19 protein-coding genes are annotated in these 19,249 nt (G+C 60.5%); 14 read left to right on the forward strand and 5 right to left on the reverse strand.

Going from position 1 to position 19,249, the window contains the following annotated elements; translation table 11 throughout:
- The first annotated feature begins 7 nt into the window (after window positions 1-7).
- From DYL61_RS12800 to DYL61_RS12810, 3 genes are read left to right on the forward strand one after another with little or no spacing between them, the layout of a single operon-like run.
- Window positions 8-763, forward strand: coding sequence for a class II aldolase/adducin family protein (locus DYL61_RS12800; protein WP_135308592.1), 756 nt, complete (start codon window positions 8-10; stop codon window positions 761-763).
- Entirely contained in the window at window positions 760-1,707 is a 948-nt protein-coding gene (locus DYL61_RS12805; RefSeq protein ID WP_202978031.1) for a 2-hydroxyacid dehydrogenase, read from the forward strand. The genes DYL61_RS12800 and DYL61_RS12805 overlap by 4 nt, the downstream gene beginning before the upstream one ends.
- 32 nt (window positions 1,708-1,739) lie before the next feature.
- A complete protein-coding gene (locus DYL61_RS12810; protein WP_135308593.1) occupies window positions 1,740-2,663 on the forward strand; it encodes a LysR family transcriptional regulator in 924 nt (307 codons plus the stop codon).
- A 44-nt stretch (window positions 2,664-2,707) separates the two neighbouring features.
- Here the strand turns inward: DYL61_RS12810 and DYL61_RS12815 are convergent, their stop codons facing one another.
- Together DYL61_RS12815 and DYL61_RS12820 are read right to left on the reverse strand one after the other, a co-directional pair.
- Complete coding sequence (locus tag DYL61_RS12815; RefSeq protein ID WP_135308594.1) at window positions 2,708-3,160, reverse strand: hypothetical protein; 453 nt, start codon at window positions 3,158-3,160, stop codon at window positions 2,708-2,710.
- The gene (locus DYL61_RS12820) at window positions 3,138-3,521 is read right to left on the reverse strand and encodes a polymorphic toxin type 44 domain-containing protein (RefSeq protein WP_420825074.1); all 384 of its coding nucleotides are present in this window, start codon (window positions 3,519-3,521) and stop codon (window positions 3,138-3,140) included. Before DYL61_RS12820 ends, DYL61_RS12815 begins: the two co-directional genes overlap by 23 nt.
- Before the next feature lie 429 nt (window positions 3,522-3,950).
- On the opposite strand from DYL61_RS12820, the gene DYL61_RS12825 reads away from it, so the two are divergent.
- A complete protein-coding gene (locus DYL61_RS12825) occupies window positions 3,951-4,205 on the forward strand; it encodes a DUF6124 family protein (RefSeq protein WP_135308595.1) in 255 nt (84 codons plus the stop codon).
- A 210-nt stretch (window positions 4,206-4,415) separates the two neighbouring features.
- Window positions 4,416-4,874, forward strand: coding sequence for an REP-associated tyrosine transposase (locus DYL61_RS12830; RefSeq protein ID WP_135308596.1), 459 nt, complete (start codon window positions 4,416-4,418; stop codon window positions 4,872-4,874).
- 122 nt (window positions 4,875-4,996) lie between these two features.
- Here the strand turns inward: DYL61_RS12830 and DYL61_RS12835 are convergent, their stop codons facing one another.
- Both DYL61_RS12835 and DYL61_RS12840 read right to left on the reverse strand, forming a co-directional pair.
- Window positions 4,997-6,280 (reverse strand): Zn-dependent hydrolase, encoded by a 1,284-nt coding sequence (locus DYL61_RS12835; protein ID WP_135308597.1) that lies wholly within the window; start codon window positions 6,278-6,280, stop codon window positions 4,997-4,999.
- Between the two features lie 32 nt (window positions 6,281-6,312).
- On the reverse strand, window positions 6,313-7,806 hold the full coding sequence (locus tag DYL61_RS12840; protein WP_135308598.1) for an NCS1 family nucleobase:cation symporter-1: 1,494 nt from the start codon (window positions 7,804-7,806) through the stop codon (window positions 6,313-6,315).
- A 590-nt stretch (window positions 7,807-8,396) separates the two neighbouring features.
- Between DYL61_RS12840 and hydA the strand changes: the two genes are divergently transcribed.
- The 3 genes from hydA (at window position 8,397) to preA (ending at window position 12,642) form a co-directional block, all read left to right on the forward strand.
- Window positions 8,397-9,836, forward strand: a complete 1,440-nt coding sequence (gene hydA / locus DYL61_RS12845; protein WP_135308599.1) for a dihydropyrimidinase — start codon at window positions 8,397-8,399, stop codon at window positions 9,834-9,836.
- Between the two features lie 164 nt (window positions 9,837-10,000).
- A complete protein-coding gene (locus DYL61_RS12850; RefSeq protein ID WP_135308600.1) occupies window positions 10,001-11,368 on the forward strand; it encodes an NAD(P)-dependent oxidoreductase in 1,368 nt (455 codons plus the stop codon).
- Window positions 11,368-12,642, forward strand: coding sequence for an NAD-dependent dihydropyrimidine dehydrogenase subunit PreA (gene preA, locus DYL61_RS12855; protein WP_135308601.1), 1,275 nt, complete (start codon window positions 11,368-11,370; stop codon window positions 12,640-12,642). The genes DYL61_RS12850 and preA overlap by 1 nt, the downstream gene beginning before the upstream one ends.
- 122 nt (window positions 12,643-12,764) lie before the next feature.
- On the opposite strand, the gene DYL61_RS12860 is transcribed toward preA, so the two are convergent.
- Complete coding sequence (locus DYL61_RS12860; RefSeq protein WP_135308602.1) at window positions 12,765-13,385, reverse strand: TetR/AcrR family transcriptional regulator; 621 nt, start codon at window positions 13,383-13,385, stop codon at window positions 12,765-12,767.
- 116 nt (window positions 13,386-13,501) lie between these two features.
- On the opposite strand from DYL61_RS12860, the gene copC reads away from it, so the two are divergent.
- From copC to DYL61_RS12890, 6 genes are all read left to right on the forward strand, one after another.
- Complete coding sequence (gene copC, locus DYL61_RS12865; protein ID WP_135308603.1) at window positions 13,502-13,867, forward strand: copper homeostasis periplasmic binding protein CopC; 366 nt, start codon at window positions 13,502-13,504, stop codon at window positions 13,865-13,867.
- Window positions 13,868-13,870: 3 nt separating this feature from the next.
- A complete protein-coding gene (gene copD, locus DYL61_RS12870; protein ID WP_135308604.1) occupies window positions 13,871-14,728 on the forward strand; it encodes a copper homeostasis membrane protein CopD in 858 nt (285 codons plus the stop codon).
- 264 nt (window positions 14,729-14,992) lie between these two features.
- On the forward strand, window positions 14,993-16,255 hold the full coding sequence (locus DYL61_RS12875; RefSeq protein WP_135308605.1) for an OprD family porin: 1,263 nt from the start codon (window positions 14,993-14,995) through the stop codon (window positions 16,253-16,255).
- Window positions 16,256-16,475: 220 nt separating this feature from the next.
- Window positions 16,476-17,294, forward strand: coding sequence for an NAD-dependent epimerase/dehydratase family protein (locus DYL61_RS12880; protein ID WP_135308606.1), 819 nt, complete (start codon window positions 16,476-16,478; stop codon window positions 17,292-17,294).
- A gap of 3 nt (window positions 17,295-17,297) precedes the next feature.
- Window positions 17,298-18,173: an SMP-30/gluconolactonase/LRE family protein gene (locus DYL61_RS12885; RefSeq protein ID WP_135308607.1), complete on the forward strand. Its 876-nt coding sequence runs from the start codon at window positions 17,298-17,300 to the stop codon at window positions 18,171-18,173.
- 51 nt (window positions 18,174-18,224) lie between these two features.
- Window positions 18,225-19,187, forward strand: coding sequence for a TRAP transporter substrate-binding protein (locus DYL61_RS12890; RefSeq protein ID WP_135308608.1), 963 nt, complete (start codon window positions 18,225-18,227; stop codon window positions 19,185-19,187).
- The last annotated feature ends 62 nt before the right edge of the window (window positions 19,188-19,249 follow it).

Consider the following 19,249-nt stretch of genomic DNA (forward strand, 5'->3'; position numbering starts at 1 on the left):
CCCCTCGATGAATCACCTGGAACAACGGCTGCGCGAAGACCTCGCCGCGTGTTATCGACTGGTCGCCCACTACCGCATGAGCGACCTGATTTTTACCCATCTGTCCGTGCGCATCCCCGGCCCCGAGCATCACTTCCTGATCAATCCCTACGGCCTGTTGTTTGAGGAAATCACTGCCTCCAATCTGGTCAAAATCGATATGCAGGGCCAACCGGTCGACGCCCACTCGCAGCGGGTCAACCCGGCCGGTTTCGTGATTCACAGCGCCATTCACGCCGCCCGCGAAGACGCCCAGTGCGTACTGCACACCCACACCCGCGCCGGCTGCGCGGTGGCCTGCCAGCCGGAGGGGCTGCTGCCGCTCAACCAGTTCGCCCTGACCTTCCACAAGCGCATCGGCTATCACACCTATGAAGGCGTGGCCCTCGACCTGGATGAACAAGCGCGACTGGTGGCCGACCTGGCCGACAATGACGTGATGATCCTGCGCAACCACGGCCTGCTGACCGTTGGCCGCAGCGTTGCCGAAGCGTTCATACGCCTGTTCTATCTGGAAAAAGCCTGTGAAGTGCAAATTGCGGCCCAGGCCGGTGGCGCATTGATCCTGCCCGAGCGTGCCGTGTGCGAGCGCACCCGCGCCCAGCTCAACGAGCCGAATCGGCAACGCAGCACGCGAGAGCTTGATAACACGGATGGTATTGAACTGGCCTGGCGCGCCTTGTTGCGTCAACTCGAACGCATCGCCCCGGATTATCGCCAGTGAGCCGGCCATTGACCGTGGCCTTGCTGAGCGCCAGCGACGACATGAGCGCCATGGCCGAAGCCTGGCGCGCCCGCCATCCCGGCCACGACGTGCGCTTGGCACAGGCGCTGGGTGATCCCGCCGAGATCGACGTGGCGGTGTGCTGGTTTCCGCCACCCGGCGTGCTGGCCAGCCTGCCGCGCCTGCGCTTGATTCAATCGGTCGGCGCGGGCATCGAACATCTACTGCACGACCCGCTGTTGCCGCGCCACCTGCCGGCCTTTCGCATCATCGACCCGCAAATGGCCGAGGGCATGGCGGCCTATGTCAGTTGGGCGGTAATCAGCGCCCAACGCGGCATGTCGCGCTATACCGAGGCGCAACGCGCAGGCCTATGGGCGACGGCCGAGGTTGAGCCGCCTCGGCAGCATCGGGTAGGCATTCTCGGCTTGGGAGCATTGGGGCTCAACTGCGCCCGTACGCTCAGCGCCTTGGGCTACCGCGTGGTCGGTTGGAGTCGCAGCGCCAAGCCGGACCTGCCGGCGGCGGTCGAGGGCTTTGTCGGCGCGGCACAACTGCCGGCATTCCTCGGGCGTTGCGACAGCCTGGTGTGTTTGCTACCGCTCACTGCGCAGACTCACGGTATGCTCGATGCCGCGCTGTTTGCCCAGTTGCCCGTTGGTGCGCACTTGATCAACGTTGGGCGTGGCGACCATTTGGTGGAGGCGGACCTGCTGGCAGCGCTGTCCAGCGGCCAACTGGGGTTGGCGACCCTGGATACGTTCAGCGTCGAACCCTTGCCTGCCGGGCATGCGTTTTGGGGGCATCCGCAGGTGCGGATCACCCCGCATGTCGCCACGCGCACGCCGCTCGACGTGATCGCCGCGCAACTATTGGAGAACTTGCAGGGATTGAGCCACGACACCCCCTCAGCCCGCCAAGTGAACTGGGCCCGTGGCTACTGACGCCGAATAAACGCCTGAGGTATTGTGCGCCCATGAACCTACGCCGAATCGAATGCTTCCTCGCCATCGTGGACGCCGGCACCGTGACGGCGGCGGCGGCCGCGTTGCATGTGGCCCAACCGGCCCTGAGCCGGCAGGTGCAGACACTCGAATCCGAACTGGGCCTGCAGTTGTTCACCCACCAACGCAACCGCCTGCAACTCACCCCCGCCGGCCATGAACTGGTGGGCCTGGCGCGGCACCTGCTCGACACGGCGCGCTCGGTTAAATCCGCCGCCCATAGCTGGTCGGCGGGGTGCGTGCGCAAACTCAAATTGGCGGCCACCCCCGCCACCATCGCCGGACTGATCGCGCCGTTTATCACCACCCTCGACGCCGACGACCCGTTGATCCTCACCCAGGAAGCACGCCCGGTCCAGTTGCACGAAATGCTCCATTCCGGCACCGACATGGTGATCTCGCCCACCCACATGAGCGAAGACTTTGCCCATATGCGCCTGGGCGCCGTGCCGCTGCGCGCCTACGTCAGCCATGACCACCCTTGGGCCCTGGCGCGCAAAACCGTGGTGACCCTCGACGAACTGGTGCGCCAACCCCTGCTGCTGCACAGCAACCAAAGCATCGCCCGCCAGGAACTGGACATGGCCATGTCCCACGCCGGGCTGGCCTACGGCAGGATCGAAGAATGCGACCAGGCCATGACCATCCAGGCCCTGGCCGCCAATGGCCGAGGGGTCGGCGTGGTCACCGACCCACCGGGCTACCCCGGTTGGCACGCGAAGGTCCGCGTCGACGCAAATGCCAGTGAGTTTCTCGGGATCACCCTGCACGCGGCCTGGAACCACCAGCACTACAGCACCCAGACGCTGGGCAGCCTGGCGGCGCGGTTGCGGGATTTCATGTTGGCGAGTCATGCGTTGTTGGAGCAGCGGTTGATGGAGGCGGACACCCGGTAACAGTGGTGCGTCAGTCGCTGGGCAACAAGCCGTTAGCGTTAGTTTTACTCCACCGGCCGACTATTAAGAAAAACACTCACGGCGGTGTAATCACTGCCATTAGCGTGTCGGTACAGCGTTTTGCTGTGATACGCAGAAACATCACCCGTGACCGCGACGGTAATACCTTGCTCACTCACATCCACCTTTGCAGATGGATCGCGGGTAACCAGAAACGGGTTGGTATTTTCCAGCGCAGCTAAAATTTCATTGTCAGCGTCTATGTTCCGATAAACGTAATACCGATAACTGAATGGAACCGTAGCGCCACCCCGGTCATCCTTGATGCCATAAATTGAAGCGCCACTGCTGATCGGAACCCGAAGTACCACCTCACTCAACTGCGCATGCCCCGGCGAAAGCAGCCAAGTGCCGCCGATGTAGGCTAGGCACAAGGTCAACAGGATTGTTGTGACTATTGAATAAAGTGATTTTTTAGTAGTGTCTGAACCTGGCATATTTCATTCCTTCCTTGATCCAATACTGGTCGACCGGATCATCCCCAAAGGGAGCCTTCCCCCACCAATGTCCAAACTCGGGTTCATCCGAACCAGCCCTGCTTTGTGCAAATCCGGCAGCGCGCAACAACACTTCTTCACTGAAGCCAGCAGCGATCCCTACTGCGCCGTAGTGGAAGTTGCCGAAGGCTTCATATTCTTTGGATATCTGCTTGTAGTCCCAAGGACCACGATTGCGGACCTGAGTATAAAACCAAGAGTACATAAACGCTGAGCCGGGTTTCAGTACATTCTTTTTGTGAAAGGCAATGGCCATATTCGTGTTAAGCGACACACCGGGTGGTGGCGTTGGGTTTGCCATTGGATGCCTCCTTTGCATTAGGTTTTCCCGGCGGAACCTAGCATTGGAAATGCAGATTTTTGGGTGAAGTAATAATTAAAAGAAAGTTCGCACAACGGCGTAGGACGCAATCTGTACGACTGCCATCAGAGCACGTCTTTTCCTACAACTCTTTGGGGTTGCTGGTCGGAATTGCGGTCACTAGTCTTTGCCGGTCGCTGCCAATTCAGCGACCGGATGTGAGAAATCCGAACCTCTCCATTGGCGCAAAAGCGCTCACCGTATACAGTACGGGCGCTTTTGTGTACTCGCTGTTATGGCGGCTGTGCGCGGGCACGCTTCGGCGTGGCCGAGTTTCTGGGGACTTGGTTTTCTCACTCCGCGTACAGCTGCCACCCACAGTTCGTGAGAAAAACTTGGTGGTGGCTACAACTCTCCAGGAGCTACATCATGATCAAAGACAGTCCTAACCCTCCTTCAGACTCAAACCTGCTCTTCACCCTTCGCTCCAACCTCGATACCGAAACCCTGCTGGTCAATGCCTCCCAAGATCTGGAATCCATCAATGCCATTGCGGCGCACCTGGCCTTTGAGGTCGAGGGGTCGCAGCGCGGTGTGGTGCTGGGGATTTGTCGAATGCTGGAGGGGGTGCAACTGATGGTGGATCGAGTGATGGATGAATGCCCTGAGGTTAGGGTTCAATAGCTGCGGCGCCCGTTCAGGCCTCATCGGGAGCAAGCCCCCTCCCACACTCGTCCTGCGCCAGACACACATTGTATGAACACCGCAGGCCCCCTGTGGGAGGGGGCTTGCTCCCGATAGCGCCCGCCCAGACACATCCTGCCAAAAGCCTGCCCATCAGCCTATTGCACAGCCATCTAGCCTCTCAAATCACACCTTGAGAGAGGCCACGGAATGGCAGACTTACCCGCTTCACACCGCCTGCGCATCGGACGTTTCAGCGAAACCAACCGCATCTACCTCATCACCACCAACACCCACGAACGCATACCAATCTTTAGCGACTTTCAGTTGGGTAGGCTGGTGGTGTGGCAATTTCGGCTAGCTCAGTATCAGGGGATGGCGAACTCGCTGGCGTGGGTGATCATGCCTGACCACATCCACTGGATCATTGAGCTGAAAAAGGGCTCCCTGGCGGATCTGATGTGCCAGGTAAAATCCAAGAGTACGCGGACCGTCAATGGTGCGAATGGCCGCAAGGGTAGGCTTTGGCAGGAAGGCTTTCACGACCGGGCACTGCGCAAGGAAGATGACTTAGTAAAAATGGCCCGCTATGTAGTAGCCAATCCGTTGCGTGCGGGCCTGGTGGAGCGAATTGGCGACTACCCACTATGGGATGCCATCTGGATCTAACATACAACACAGTTCAAATGTGGGAGGGGGCTTGCCCCCGATTGCAGTGGTTCAGTTGATACATATGTGACTGATACACCGCTAATCGGGGGCAAGCCCCCTCCCACCTTTTTAACCGCATTTCAGGCGGCGAGTTTGCCGCTGGCGATTGCAGCGGAGGCGGCGACCATTGCCCTGAGCAACACCGCACACCCCGCCGCCAAATCATCCGGCGCGGCATTCTCGATTTCGTTATGGCTGATGCCCCCCTCACACGGCACAAAAATCATCCCCGCCGGGCCCAGCTCAGCCACGAAGATCGCGTCGTGACCTGCCCCGCTGACGATGTCCATGTTCGACAGGCCCAACCCATTTGCAGCGTCACGCACAGCGTCCACGCAGCCTGTGTCGAAGTACAGCGGCGGGAAGTCCGCCGTGGGCTCCATCTCAAAACTCAAACCGTGTTTGCCACAGGTCTCGTCGATCACCTTGCGCACCTGGGCAATCATCGAATCCAGCCGTGCCGGTTCCAGATGACGGAAGTCCAGGGTCATGCGCACTTCGCCGGGAATCACATTGCGCGAACCGGGATACGCTTGCAGGCAACCCACCGTGCCACACGCATGGGGCTGATGCCCGAGCGCTGCCGCGTTTACCGCAGCAACGACAGCGGCGGCACCGACCAGGGCATCCTTGCGCAGATGCATCGGCGTCGGCCCCGCATGGGCTTCGACACCCCGCAATTTCAGGTCGAACCACTTCTGCCCCAGTGCGCCCAGGACCACGCCGATGGTTTTTTTCTCGTCCTCAAGGATCGGGCCTTGTTCGATATGCGCTTCGAAATAGGCGCCGACTTTATGCCCACTTTCCGGACGTGTTCCCGCATACCCGATGGCGTTCAACGCCTCCCCCACCGTGATGCCATCCGCGTCAACCTTGGCCAGGGTATCGGCCAAGGTGAATTTCTCGGCAAATACCCCTGAGCCCATCATGCACGGCGGAAAACGCGAGCCCTCTTCGTTGGTCCACACCACCACTTCCAGCGGGGCCTCGGTTTCCACGTTCAGGTCGTTCAACGTACGCAACACTTCCACCCCGGCCAGCACGCCAAAGCAGCCATCGAACTTGCCACCGGTGGGTTGGGTGTCGATATGGCTGCCAGTCATCACCGGCGGCAGGTTAGGGTTACGGCCGGGGCGGCGGGCGAAGATATTGCCGATGCCGTCGATGGTCACGGTGCAGCCGGCCTCTTCGCACCACTGTACAAACAGGTCGCGGGCCTTGCGGTCGAGGTCGGTGAGGGCCAGGCGACATACGCCGCCCTTGGGGGTGGCGCCGAGCTGGGCCAGGTCCATCAGGGACTGCCACAAGCGGTCGCGGTTGATGTGCTGATGGGTGGATTGCAGAACGTCGAGCGCAGCGTTCATGGGGATCTCCTCAGGCTACTTTTCTTATGGTTTTACTCGGTCAATGTGGACTTGGCGGGCACCGGGCTGACGCCGCGCTTGGCATTCAGGCCGTAGTACAACAACCCACCCAACGCCGACCCGGTAAACCAGCCATAGCTGTAGAACCAGCTGAATGCGTCACTGCCCAACGACAGCACCGTGAGCACCACCGGCACGCCAAACGCGATAAACCCGCTCCAGTTCCACGCCGGGTATGCGTCGTCGCGGTACAAACCAGCGAGGTCGAGTTGCTGTTTGCGGGTGATGAAATAGTCCACCACCATGATCCCGGCGATGGGGCCCAGCAGGCTCGAGTACCCGAGCAGCCAGTTAGAATAGACCGTCTCCAGGCTCACATCGGAAACGATTAACCCAAGTTTTTTCAGCAACTCATGGGCCATCAGCGCCAACCCCACCAGGCCCGTGAGGATCACGGCGGTGGTGCGGTTGATCAGCTTGGGCGCGATGTTCTGGAAATCGTTGGTGGGCGAGACGATGTTCGCCGCCGTGTTGGTGGACAAGGTGGCGATGATGATCAGCAGCATCGCGATGGCCACCCACACTGGGCTCTGGATATGCCCGATCAAGGTCACCGGATCCGACACGCTCACGCCCACCAGTTTCACCGATGCAGCGGTCATGATCACGCCCAGCGCAGCAAACAGGAACATGGTCAGCGGCAGGCCGAAAATCTGCCCCAGGATCTGGTCCTTCTGGCTTTTGGCGTAACGGCTAAAGTCCGGAATATTCAGCGATAACGTAGCCCAAAACCCCACCATCGCGGTCAGGCCGGCCATGAAGTAACCGGTGAGGCTCGCGCCTTCCGGACGCTTGGGCGGGATCGCCATCAATTCGCTGATGGACACATTCGGCATCGCCCACACCAACAGGCCAATCCCCACCGCCACCAGCAGCGGTGCCGACAAGGTTTCCAGGCGCTTGATCGACTCGGCGCCCCGCAGCACCACCCACAGGTTCAGGCACCAGAAAATCATGAAGCCAATCACTTCACCGGTGCCGCCGAGGGACTTCCAGCCCTCGAAAATCGAGCCCAGGAACAGGTGGATCGCCAACCCACCGAACATCGTCTGGATACCGAACCAGCCACACGCCACCAGCGCCCGAATCAGGCACGGCACGTTGGAGCCGAGGATGCCAAAGGACGAACGCAGCAACACCGGAAACGGGATGCCGTATTTGGTCCCTGGGAACGCGTTAAGGGTCAGCGGGATCAGCACGACAATGTTGGCCAGCAGGATCGCCATCAGCGCCTCGCCCACCGACAAGCCAAAGTACGCGGTGAGCACCCCGCCCAACGTATAGGTGGGCACACAGATCGACATGCCGACCCACAGTGCGGTGATGTGCCATTTGTTCCAGGTTCGTTCGTGCACCTTGGTCGGTGCCATGTCGTGGTTGTAACGAGGGCTGTCGAGGACGTCGGGGCCGGCGTCGAGTTCGTACAGGCCGTTGCGTTCTATGACTTGCGATCTGTTCTGTTGCATGGCCGCTCCACGGTTTTTTCGAATTATTGTTGCTCATCCGATGCGTGCACCGAATGGCCGGAGTACCTCGTAAACAACATGACATCACGGGCCCGGCCAGCCGCCACTGCACTCAATAATCGTGCCGACCACTGCTCTTGAACCCGCACCGCTTATATAACTGGCTGATGTTATTCAGCTTTCCGATTGAGCCTTCGGTACTTGCCGCCTTACTCAGGCTAAATAACGCGGAAGTTGTCCGAACCCTCAGGACTCAATCTGGTGCAACACAATTATTTTTATTTACCGCGCTCGTCAAGAGGCACGTCTCAAGCGTCTGATTTGCAATAAGAAATGTTGCTCAATTTGCGAACCTGTCAAGTGCGTCAAAATGGTGAATGGCCGCCACATTTTGGTGATTTTCATTTTTTATCGTTATAAATCAATAAATTAAACCAGATATAAGCTTATGAAAAATCTTCTTGCCCAATCGAAAAACTCGGGCTAGTTTCTATTCCTGTCACCGATGACAGGAATTAACCGACCATCGGTAAGCAGCATTACAACACTTAGAACTGGCACAAGCCGGTCAAGCCTGTGAGGAACTCGACATGTCGCTGTTGATCCGTGGCGCCACCGTTATTACCCATGATGAAAGTTACCGCGCCGATGTGTTATGCGCAGGCGGTCTAGTTCGGGCTATTGGTACGAATCTGGATATTCCCGCCGGCACTGAAATACTCGATGGCAGCGGTCAATACTTGATGCCCGGCGGCATCGACCCCCATACCCATATGCAACTGCCCTTTATGGGCACCGTGGCCAGTGAAGACTTTTTCAGTGGCACGGCGGCGGGCCTGGCGGGGGGCACCACGTCGATCATCGACTTTGTGATTCCCAACCCGCAGCAGTCCTTGCTGGAAGCGTTTCACCAGTGGCGTGGCTGGGCGGAAAAGTCCGCAGCCGACTACGGCTTTCACGTCGCAATCACCTGGTGGAGCGAGCAGGTCCGCGAAGAAATGGCCGAGCTGGTCAGCCACCACGGCATCAACAGCTTCAAGCATTTCATGGCCTACAAGAACGCGATCATGGCGGCGGATGACACCCTGGTCGCCAGTTTCGAGCGTTGCCTGGAACTGGGCGCCGTGCCCACCGTGCATGCGGAAAACGGCGAACTGGTGTACCACCTGCAACGCAAGTTGATGGCCCAGGGCATCACCGGTCCGGAGGCGCATCCGCTGTCGCGGCCGTCCCAGGTGGAAGGTGAAGCGGCCAGCCGTGCGATCCGCATCGCCGAGACCATCGGCACGCCGCTGTACCTGGTGCATGTGTCGACCAAAGAAGCGCTGGATGAAATCACCTACGCCCGTGGCAAGGGCCAGCCGGTGTACGGCGAAGTCCTCGCCGGCCACTTGCTGCTGGACGACAGCGTCTACCAACACCCCGACTGGCAAACCGCCGCCGGCTACGTGATGAGCCCGCCGTTCCGCCCACGCGGGCATCAGGAGGCGCTGTGGCACGGCCTGCAATCGGGCAACCTGCACACCACCGCCACCGACCACTGCTGCTTCTGCGCCGAGCAAAAAGCCGCCGGCCGTGACGACTTCAGCAAGATCCCCAATGGCACCGCCGGTATCGAAGATCGCATGGCGTTGTTGTGGGATGAAGGCGTCAACAGCGGGCGCCTGTCGATGCAGGAATTCGTCGCGCTGACCTCCACCAACACCGCGAAAATCTTCAACCTCTACCCACGCAAAGGCGCGATTCGCGTCGGCGCTGATGCTGACTTGGTGCTGTGGGATCCCCAGGGCACGCGGACCATTTCCGCCAAGACCCACCATCAACAAGTCGACTTCAACATCTTCGAAGGCAAGACCGTACGCGGCGTGCCAAGCCACACCATCAGCCAGGGCAAGCTGGTTTGGGCCGATGGTGACCTGCGCGCCGAGCGTGGGGCTGGACGGTATGTGGAGCGGCCTGCGTATCCGGCGGTGTTTGAGCAGTTGAGTCGGCGGGCTGAGTATTCCAAGCCAGTGGCTGTTAACCGCTGAGACCGCTATCGGGGGCGAGCCCCCTCCCACATTTGAATGCATTCACATATCTCAACCTGTGAACACGGTCAGTGTGGGAGGGGGCTTGCCCCCGATGAGGCCAGTACAGGCAACAAAAAATGCCCACTTAGAGGCAATCCCAAAAAAACCGTGAGGCCAAACCCGTGATCCCGACCCTGACCCACCTCCCCCACCCCCATGAAGACGGGCCAACGCTCGCCAGCCATTTCACCGACCTGGCACCGCCCCTCAACGCCCGTCAGGCCCAACTGGAAGCCTCGCGCTGCCTGTACTGCTACGACGCGCCGTGTGTGAACGCGTGCCCCAGCGAGATCGACATCCCGTCGTTCATCCGCAATATCCACACCGAAAACGTCCAGGGCGCAGCGCAGAAAATCCTCTCGGCCAATATCCTCGGCGGCAGCTGCGCCCGGGTGTGCCCCACCGAGATCCTCTGCCAGCAAGCGTGCGTGCGTAACAACGCCGAAGAATGCGCGCCGGTGCTGATCGGCCTGTTGCAACGTTATGCAGTGGACAACGCGCACTTCACTGAACACCCCTTCCAGCGTGCCGCGCCCACTGGCAAGCGCGTCGCGGTGGTCGGCGCCGGCCCCGCCGGTTTAGCGTGTGCCCATCGCAGCGCGTTGCACGGGCATGACGTGGTGATTTTCGAAGCCCGGGAAAAAGCCGGCGGCCTGAATGAATACGGGATTGCCAAGTACAAACTGGTGGATGACTTCGCCCAGAAGGAACTCGACTTCCTGTTGCAAATTGGCGGCATCGAGATTCGACATGGCCAACGCCTGGGGGACAATCTCACCTTGAGTGACCTACACCAGCAATTCGATTCGGTGTTCCTCGGCCTCGGCCTGGCCGCCAGCAAGCAACTGGGTCTGGCCCATGAAGACGCCCCCGGCCTGCTCGCCGCCACCGACTACATCCGCGAACTGCGCCAGGCCGACGATCTCACCCAACTGCCCCTCGCCGACCGCTGCATCGTGCTGGGCGCCGGTAACACCGCCATCGACATGGCCGTGCAAATGGCCCGCCTCGGCGCCCGCGACGTCAACCTCGTGTACCGTCGCGGCCTGGCGGACATGGGCGCCACGCACCATGAGCAAGACATCGCCAAAGCCAACCAGGTACGCCTGTTGACCTGGGCCCAGCCCGAAGAAGTGCTGTTGGACGACAAGGGCCAGGTGCGCGGCATGCGCTTCCTACGCACGCGCATGGAAAACGGTCGCCTGCACCCCACCGGCGAAACCTTTGAACTGGCCGCCGATGCGATCTTCAAGGCCATCGGCCAGGGCTTTGACGGCGCGGCGCTGCACGACCCGTTGGCCCAGCAGCTGCATCGTGTCGGCGAGCGGATCTTTGTCGACGAGCACCTGCAAACCAGCATTCCTGGCGTGTACGCAGGCGGCGATTGCGTCAGCCTCGGCCAGGACCTCACCGTGCAAGCCGTGCAACACGGCAAACTGGCCGCCGAGGCCATGCACGCTCAACTCATGCTGAATGTGGAGGCTGCGTAATGGCCGATCTCTCGATTGTCTTTGCCGGTATCAAAGCCCCCAACCCGTTCTGGCTGGCCTCCGCGCCACCCACCGACAAGGCCTATAACGTGGTGCGAGCCTTTGAAGCGGGCTGGGGCGGCGTGGTGTGGAAAACCCTGGGTGAAGACCCGGCGGCGGTCAACGTGTCGTCACGCTACTCGGCCCACTACGGCGCCAACCGGGAAGTGCTGGGCATCAACAATATCGAGCTGATCACCGACCGTTCCCTGGAGATCAACTTGCGGGAAATCACCCAGGTGAAAAAGGATTGGCCGGACCGGGCGCTGATCGTCTCGCTGATGGTGCCGTGCGTGGAAGAATCCTGGAAACACATCCTGCCGCTGGTGGAAGCCACCGGTTGCGACGGCATCGAGCTGAACTTCGGTTGCCCCCACGGCATGCCCGAGCGCGGCATGGGCGCGGCAGTGGGCCAGGTGCCGGAGTATGTGGAACAGGTGACGCGCTGGTGCAAGACGTATTGCTCGCTGCCGGTGATCGTCAAGCTCACGCCGAATATCACCGACATCCGCGTGGCGGCGCGCGCGGCATACCGGGGCGGTGCGGATGCGGTGTCGCTGATCAACACCATCAACTCCATCACCAGCGTGGATCTGGAACGCATGGTCGCCCTGCCCGTGGTCGGCACCCAAAGCACCCATGGCGGTTATTGCGGTTCGGCGGTCAAGCCGATTGCGTTGAACATGGTCGCCGAAATCGCCCGCGACCCGCAGACCCAAGGCCTACCCATCTGCGGTATCGGCGGCATTGGCAACTGGCGGGATGCCGCCGAGTTCGTCGCCCTCGGTTGCGGCGCCGTGCAGGTATGCACGGCGGCGATGCTGCACGGTTTTCGGATTGTGGAAGAGATGAAGGATGGCCTGTCGCGGTGGATGGACAGTCAGGGCTACAAGAGCTTGCAGGAGTTTTCCGGGCGCGCGGTGGGCAATACCACGGACTGGAAGTACCTGGACATCAACTACCAGGTCATCGCCAAGATCGATCAGGAAGCCTGTATTGGCTGTGGACGTTGCCATATTGCCTGTGAAGACACATCGCACCAGGCGATTGAGAGCGTGAAACTGGCGGATGGCACGCATAAATACGAGGTGATTGATGAGGAGTGCGTGGGGTGCAATCTCTGCCAGATCACGTGTCCGGTAGCGGACTGTATTGAGATGGTGCCGATGGAGACGGGCAAGCCGTTTTTGAATTGGACGCAGGATCCGAGGAATCCGTATCGGGAGGCTGTGTAGGCCTTTAGGTCCCCATCGGGGGCAAGCCCCCTCCCACAGTTGACCGTATTCCTTCAGAAAAAATGCGGTCCAATGTGGGAGGGGGCTTGCCCCCGATGAGGCCCTAAGCCCCACCACAAGGCTCAGGGCTCCAACCCAATCCCCCGCAAAATCACCCCGGTCACCGTCTGAATCGCCCGCTCAAACTGCATGTCCGACAACGGCTGATGATCATTCAGAATCATCACCTGGTGATCAAAGTCCGCATAGTGCTGGGTCGACGCCCAGATCATGTACAGCAGGCTCGACGGCTCTACCGCAACAATGCGCTTGTCCTCCACCCACTGGCGAATTTTCGCTTCTTTCATCTTGGCCCAGTCGTACAGGCTTTCATCCAGCGCCTCACCGAGGGTAGGCGCGCCATGGATGATTTCATTGGCCCAGACTTTCGAGCCATAGGGCCGCGTGCGCGAGCGTTGCATCTTGGCGCGGATGTAGCTGCTGAGCACCACGCGCGGGTCATCGAAGGTCTCGAAACTCAGGGCATCCTGCTTCCACAACTCCAGCAGGTCGAACAGCACCGCGCTGTACAACTCGCTCTTGGTGGTGAAGTAGTAATGCAGGTTGGAGCGCGGCAGTTGCGCTTCTTTAGCGATGTCGGCCATGGCGGTGCTGCCGTAGCCTTTTTCGGCGAAGACTTTCTCCGCCGCCAGCAGGATTTTTTCGACGTTGACCCGACGAATGCCGATCTTGTGATTGCCCATAAGGGCTCCCTGACAAGGAGATATCCCAAAGACTACCATCCGCTCTAGATCGGGGCGACAGCCGCAACCGAAACTTCGTACACTGCCCGCTCCTGCCCATTGATTGGTATTGAACAATGTTGATCAAAAAGACCCTGACCACCCTGGCCCTGCTCGCGTCCATGCTGGGCGCTTCGGCGGCTTTCGCCCACGCTCACCTCAAAAGCGCTACACCGGCTGCCGACAGTACCGTAACCGCCCCTGCCGACCTGCGCCTGAGTTTCAGCGAAGGCGTCGAGGCCACCTTCACCAAAGTGTCCCTGAGCAAGGACGGCACCGAAGTCGCCATCAAGGGCCTGGAAACCCCGGACGCCGACAAGAAGACCCTGGTGGTCACCCCCGCTGCTCCGCTGGCCGCCGGCACATACAAAGTGGTGTGGAACGCGGTCTCCGTCGACACCCATAAGAGCAACGGTGAATACAGCTTCAAGGTCGGCCAATAACCCATGGCAACCCTGTTGGTGCTGTGCCGCTTCGTGCATTTCATCGTGGTGTTGTTGATGTTCGGGGCCTGGGTGTTCAGGCCCTTGCTACTCGGAGCGGCAACGCAGCCGGCGCTGGACCGGCAACTGCTGCGCATCACCCGTGCCCTGGCCTGGGTTGGCCTGCTGACTGGCGTGAGCTGGCTGCTGTTGATCACCGCCAGCATGGCCGGCAGTTGGGACGCAGCACTGCAACCGGCCACGGTGGAGCTGGTGCTGGGCAAGACGTTTTTCGGCCAGGTGTGGGTGTGGCATCTAGCGCTGAACCTGTTGCTGGTGATCGTACTGATCAACCCCTGGCCTGCGTTGCGTCTGCCCGTGATGACGTTGCTGCTGGCCACGCTGGCGCCCGTCGGCCATGGCGCCATGCTTGATGGGCTGAGCGGACAACTGCTGATCCTCAACCAGGTGGTGCATCTGCTGTGCGTCGGCGCATGGCTCGGCGGTTTGTTGCTGCTGGTGTTGATCCTGCGCCAGTCCCAAAGCCATGGGCTGGAGCCGATCCTGCGGCGATTCAGCGGGGTGGGCTATGGCGTGGTGGCGGGGTTGCTGGTGACGGGGTTGATCAACGTGCGGGTGCTGACCGGGCAGTTTTGGCCAACGCCGTTGTTCAGTGGTTTTGCGTTGATTCTGTTGATCAAGGTGATGCTGGTGCTGGGAATGTTGGCGCTGGCGTTGTTGAACCGGTTGCGGATTGAGCGCTGTGATGAGCGCGTGGGCAGTTTGAAGGCCAGTGTGATGGTGGAGTGGGCGCTGGGGATTGCCGCAGTGGCGGCGGTTTCTCTGTTGGGCACGCTGCCCCCCATGGTCATGACCAACTGACTTCTCCCGTTGAAATGCAATCAAAGGTGGGAGGGAGCTTGCTCCCGATGGCAGTGGGTCAGTGATGGATAAGTTGACTGACACACCGCTATCGGGGGCAAGTCGAATCGTCGCACCGCCCCTCCCACATTGACCGCGCCCGGCAGGCAGGTCGTCGTATAACTTCTTGTTGACAACCCTCGAAAACCCCGCAAATATCTCCGCCAATGTTGTACGACAACGTATAACAAATAATAAAAACAACAAAAGAAAGGGAGCTTCACTGTGAGTCAATTCGCCCGCAATTCCTGCGCACGTCTGGGTTTTATCAGTTTCGGCAGCCTCGCCTTCACCCTCCCCCTCAGCGCCCAGGCCGAAGGCTTCATCGAAGATGCCAAAGCCACGCTGAACCTGCGCAACGCCTACTTCAACCGCAACTTCACCAACCCGACCAACCCCCAGGGCAAGGCCGAAGAGTGGACGCAGAACTTCATTCTCGACGCCAAGTCCGGCTTCACCCAAGGCACCGTTGGTTTCGGCCTTGATGTGCTGGGCTTGTACTCGCAAAAGCTCGACGGCGGCAAAGGCACCGGTGGCACGCAGTTATTGCCGATCCACGACGACGGCCACCCCGCCGACAATTTCGGCCGCCTGGGCGTCGCATTGAAAACCAAGCTGTCGAAGACCGAATTGAAGGTCGGCGAATGGATGCCCGTGCTGCCGATCCTGCGCTCCGACGACGGCCGCTCCCTGCCCCAGACCTTCCGTGGCGGCCAGGTCACTTCCAACGAGATCGCCGGCCTGACCCTCTACGGCGGCCAGTTCCGTGGCAACAGCCCCCGCAACGACGCGAGCATGGAAGACATGTTCATGAACGGCAAGGCGGCGTTCACTTCGGACCGCTTCAACTTCGGTGGCGGCGAATACACCTTCAACGACAAGCGCACCCAGGTTGGCCTGTGGTACGCCGAGTTGACCGACATCTACCAGCAGCAATACCTCAACCTCACCCACAGCCAGCCCGTAGGCGACTGGACCCTGGGCGCCAACCTCGGGTTCTTCAACGGCAAGGAAGACGGCAGCGCCCTGGCCGGCGACCTCGACAACAAAACCCTGTTCGCCCTGCTCTCGGCCAAGTACAACGGCAACACGTTCTACGTAGGCTTGCAGAAACTCACCGGTGACAGCGTGTGGATGCGGGTCAACGGCACCAGCGGCGGCACTCTGGCCAACGACAGCTACAACGCCAGTTATGACAACGCCAAGGAGAAGTCCTGGCAGGTGCGGCATGACTTCAACTTCGTGGTGCTGGGCATTCCGGGGTTGACCATGATGAACCGCTATATCAGCGGCAGTAATGTGCACACCGGGGCGATTACCGATGGCAAGGAATGGGGCCGCGAGTCGGAGTTGGCGTATACGGTGCAGAGTGGTGCGTTGAAGGACCTGAACGTGCGGTGGCGCAATGCGACGATGCGCCGGGATTTTAGTAACAATGAATTTGATGAGAATCGGATCTTTATCAGTTACCCGATTTCTCTGTTGTAAAACTCGGTCTCGGTACCACCACAGTTCCCCTGTGGGAGGGGGCTTGCCCCCGATGGGGGAGTGTCTGCTCATACATCTGCAACTGACACACCGCTATCGGGGGCAAGCCCCCTCCCACATTTGAACTTCATTTGTCTGGAAGGGCGTTGACAAGCATGGAAATCCATAACGATACTTCGGCATAGTCATACGACAACCTACAACAATAATTGGAATCACAATGACCACGACCACCCCCGCTCCATTCAACCGCCTCCTGCTCACCGGTGCCGCCGGCGGCCTGGGCAAAGTCTTGCGCGAACGCATGCGCCCCTACGCCCAGGTGCTGCGCCTCTCCGACATCGCCAATATGGCCCCGGCAGCCGACGATAGCGAAGAAGTCCAACCCTGCGACCTCGCCGACAAACAAGCCGTGCACCACCTGGTGGAAGGCGTCGACGCGATCCTGCATTTCGGCGGCGTTTCCGTGGAGCGCTCCTTCGAAGAAGTCCTCGGCGCGAATATCAGCGGCATTTTCCATATCTACGAAGCCGCCCGTCGCCATGGTGTAAAACGCGTGATCTTCGCCAGCTCCAACCACGTGATCGGCTTCTATAAACAGGGCGAACCCCTCGATGCCCACTCCCCGCGCCGTCCGGACAGCTACTACGGCCTGTCCAAGTCCTACGGCGAAGACATGGCCAGTTTCTATTTCGACCGCTACGGCATCGAGACCGTGAGCATCCGCATCGGCTCCTCGTTCCCGCAACCGCAGAACCGCCGGATGATGCACACCTGGTTGAGCTTCGACGACCTCACTCAACTGCTGGAACGTGCGCTGTACACACCCAACGTCGGCCACACCGTGGTCTATGGCATGTCGGATAACCTCGACACCTGGTGGGACAACCGCTACGCCGCGCACTTGGGTTTCGCGCCCAAGGACACCTCCGAAGTCTTCCGCGCCCAGGTTGAAACCCAGCCGCCCGTGGCCGCCGATGACCCGGCCAAGGTGTATCAGGGCGGCGCGTTCTGCGTCGCCGGGCCGTTTGGGGATTGAGCGATGAGCGCTGAATTGATTGTCGACGCGCGCAATGCCGTGGGCGAATGCCCGGTGTGGGTGCCCGAGGAAAACGCCCTGTATTGGGTGGATATTCCCAACGGCGGCCTGCAACGCTGGAGCGCTGCCACGGGTCATGTTGCCGCGTGGAAGGCCCCGCAAATGCTCGCCTGCATAGCGCGTCGCGATACCGGCAATTGGGTCGCGGGCATGGAGACCGGTTTTTTCCAACTCACTGCGCACAATGACGGCAGCCTCGATACCACGCCTTTGGCCAGTGTCGAGCACCCGCGCCCCGACATGCGCCTGAACGACGGCCGCTGTGATCGCCAAGGCCGTTTCTGGGCCGGCAGCATGGTGCTGAACATGGGCTTGAACGCCGCCGAAGGCACGCTCTATCGCTACGCATCCGGCGCCGCCCCCCATGCCGAGTTGAACGGTTTCATCACCCTCAACGGCCTGGCGTTCAGCCCGGATGGCCGCACGATGTATGCCTCGGACTCACACCCCCTGGTGCAGCAGGTCTGGGCCTTCGACTACGACATCGACAGCGGCACGCCGTCCAATCGTCGCGTGTTCGTGGACATGCACAATCATCTGGGCCGCCCGGACGGCGCAGCGGTGGACGCCGAGGGCTGTTACTGGATCTGCGCCAATGACGCCGGTTTGATCCACCGTTTCACCCCCGACGGGCGCCTCGACCGCTCCCTCAGTGTTCCCGTGAAAAAACCCACCATGTGCGCCTTCGGCGGCAGTCGGCTGGACACCCTGTTCGTCACCTCGATCCGCGATGACCAGAGTGAACAGTCCCTGTCCGGCGGCGTGTTCGCCCTCAATCCCGGCGTCCAAGGACTCCCCGAACCCCGCTTCACCGTCTAGCCGCATCGCTGTGCCTTGAATAAAAAAATAACAAGACAGGAGACACACCCCATGGACTTCAAACGCACCTTGCTCGCCGCTGCACTCTTCACCCTCGCCAGTGCCGCCCAGGCGCTGGAAATCAAATTCGCCGACGTCCACCCCGATGGCTACCCCACCGTCGTCGCCGAGAAAAACATGGGCGCGGCCCTGACCAAAGCCAGTAACGGCGAACTCACCTTCAAGTTCTTCCCCGGCGGCGTGCTGGGCTCCGAAAAGGAAGTGGTCGAACAGGCTCAGGTCGGCGCGGTGCAGATGGCGCGGGTCAGCCTCGGCATCGTCGGGCCGGTGGTGCCGGACGTAAACGTGTTCAACCTGCCGTTCGTGTTCCGTGACCAGGCGCATATGCGCAAAGTCATCGACGGCGAAATCGGCGATGAAATCCTCGCCAAGATCACCGACTCCGAGTTCGGCCTGGTGGCCCTGGCCTGGATGGACGGCGGCACGCGCAACCTCTACACCAAGAAACCGGTGCGCAGCATCGCCGACCTCAAGGGCATGAAGGTACGTGTCCAAGGCAACCCGCTGTTTATCGACGCCTTCAACGCTATGGGCGCCAACGGGATTGCCATGGACACCGGCGAGATTTTCAGCGCGTTGCAAACCGGGGTCATCGATGGCGCGGAAAACAACCCGCCGACCCTGCTGGAGCACAACCACTACCAGAACGCCAAGTTCTACACCCTCACCGAACACTTGATCCTGCCTGAACCCATCGTGATGTCGAAAATCACCTGGAACAAACTCACCCCCGCGCAGCAGGTCATGGTCAAAGACGCGGCCAAGGTCGCCCAGGCCGATGAGCGTGTGCTGTGGGACGCCAAGTCCGCCAGCAGTGAGGCCAAGCTCAAGGCGGCGGGTGTGGAGTTCATCACCGTCGACAAAAAACCCTTCTATGAGGCCACTGCGCCGGTTCGCGAAAAATACGGTGCGGCCTACGCCGACATCATCCAGCGCATCGACGCGGTCGAGTAACACCCCCCTCCTCCATAGCAAGGCCTGGCGCGGTCGGCTGCTCTTGTAGCGGGCCGCGCCCG

The sequence above is a fragment of the Pseudomonas nabeulensis genome, from assembly GCF_004682045.1.
In the GTDB taxonomy this organism is placed as follows: domain Bacteria; phylum Pseudomonadota; class Gammaproteobacteria; order Pseudomonadales; family Pseudomonadaceae; genus Aquipseudomonas; species Aquipseudomonas nabeulensis.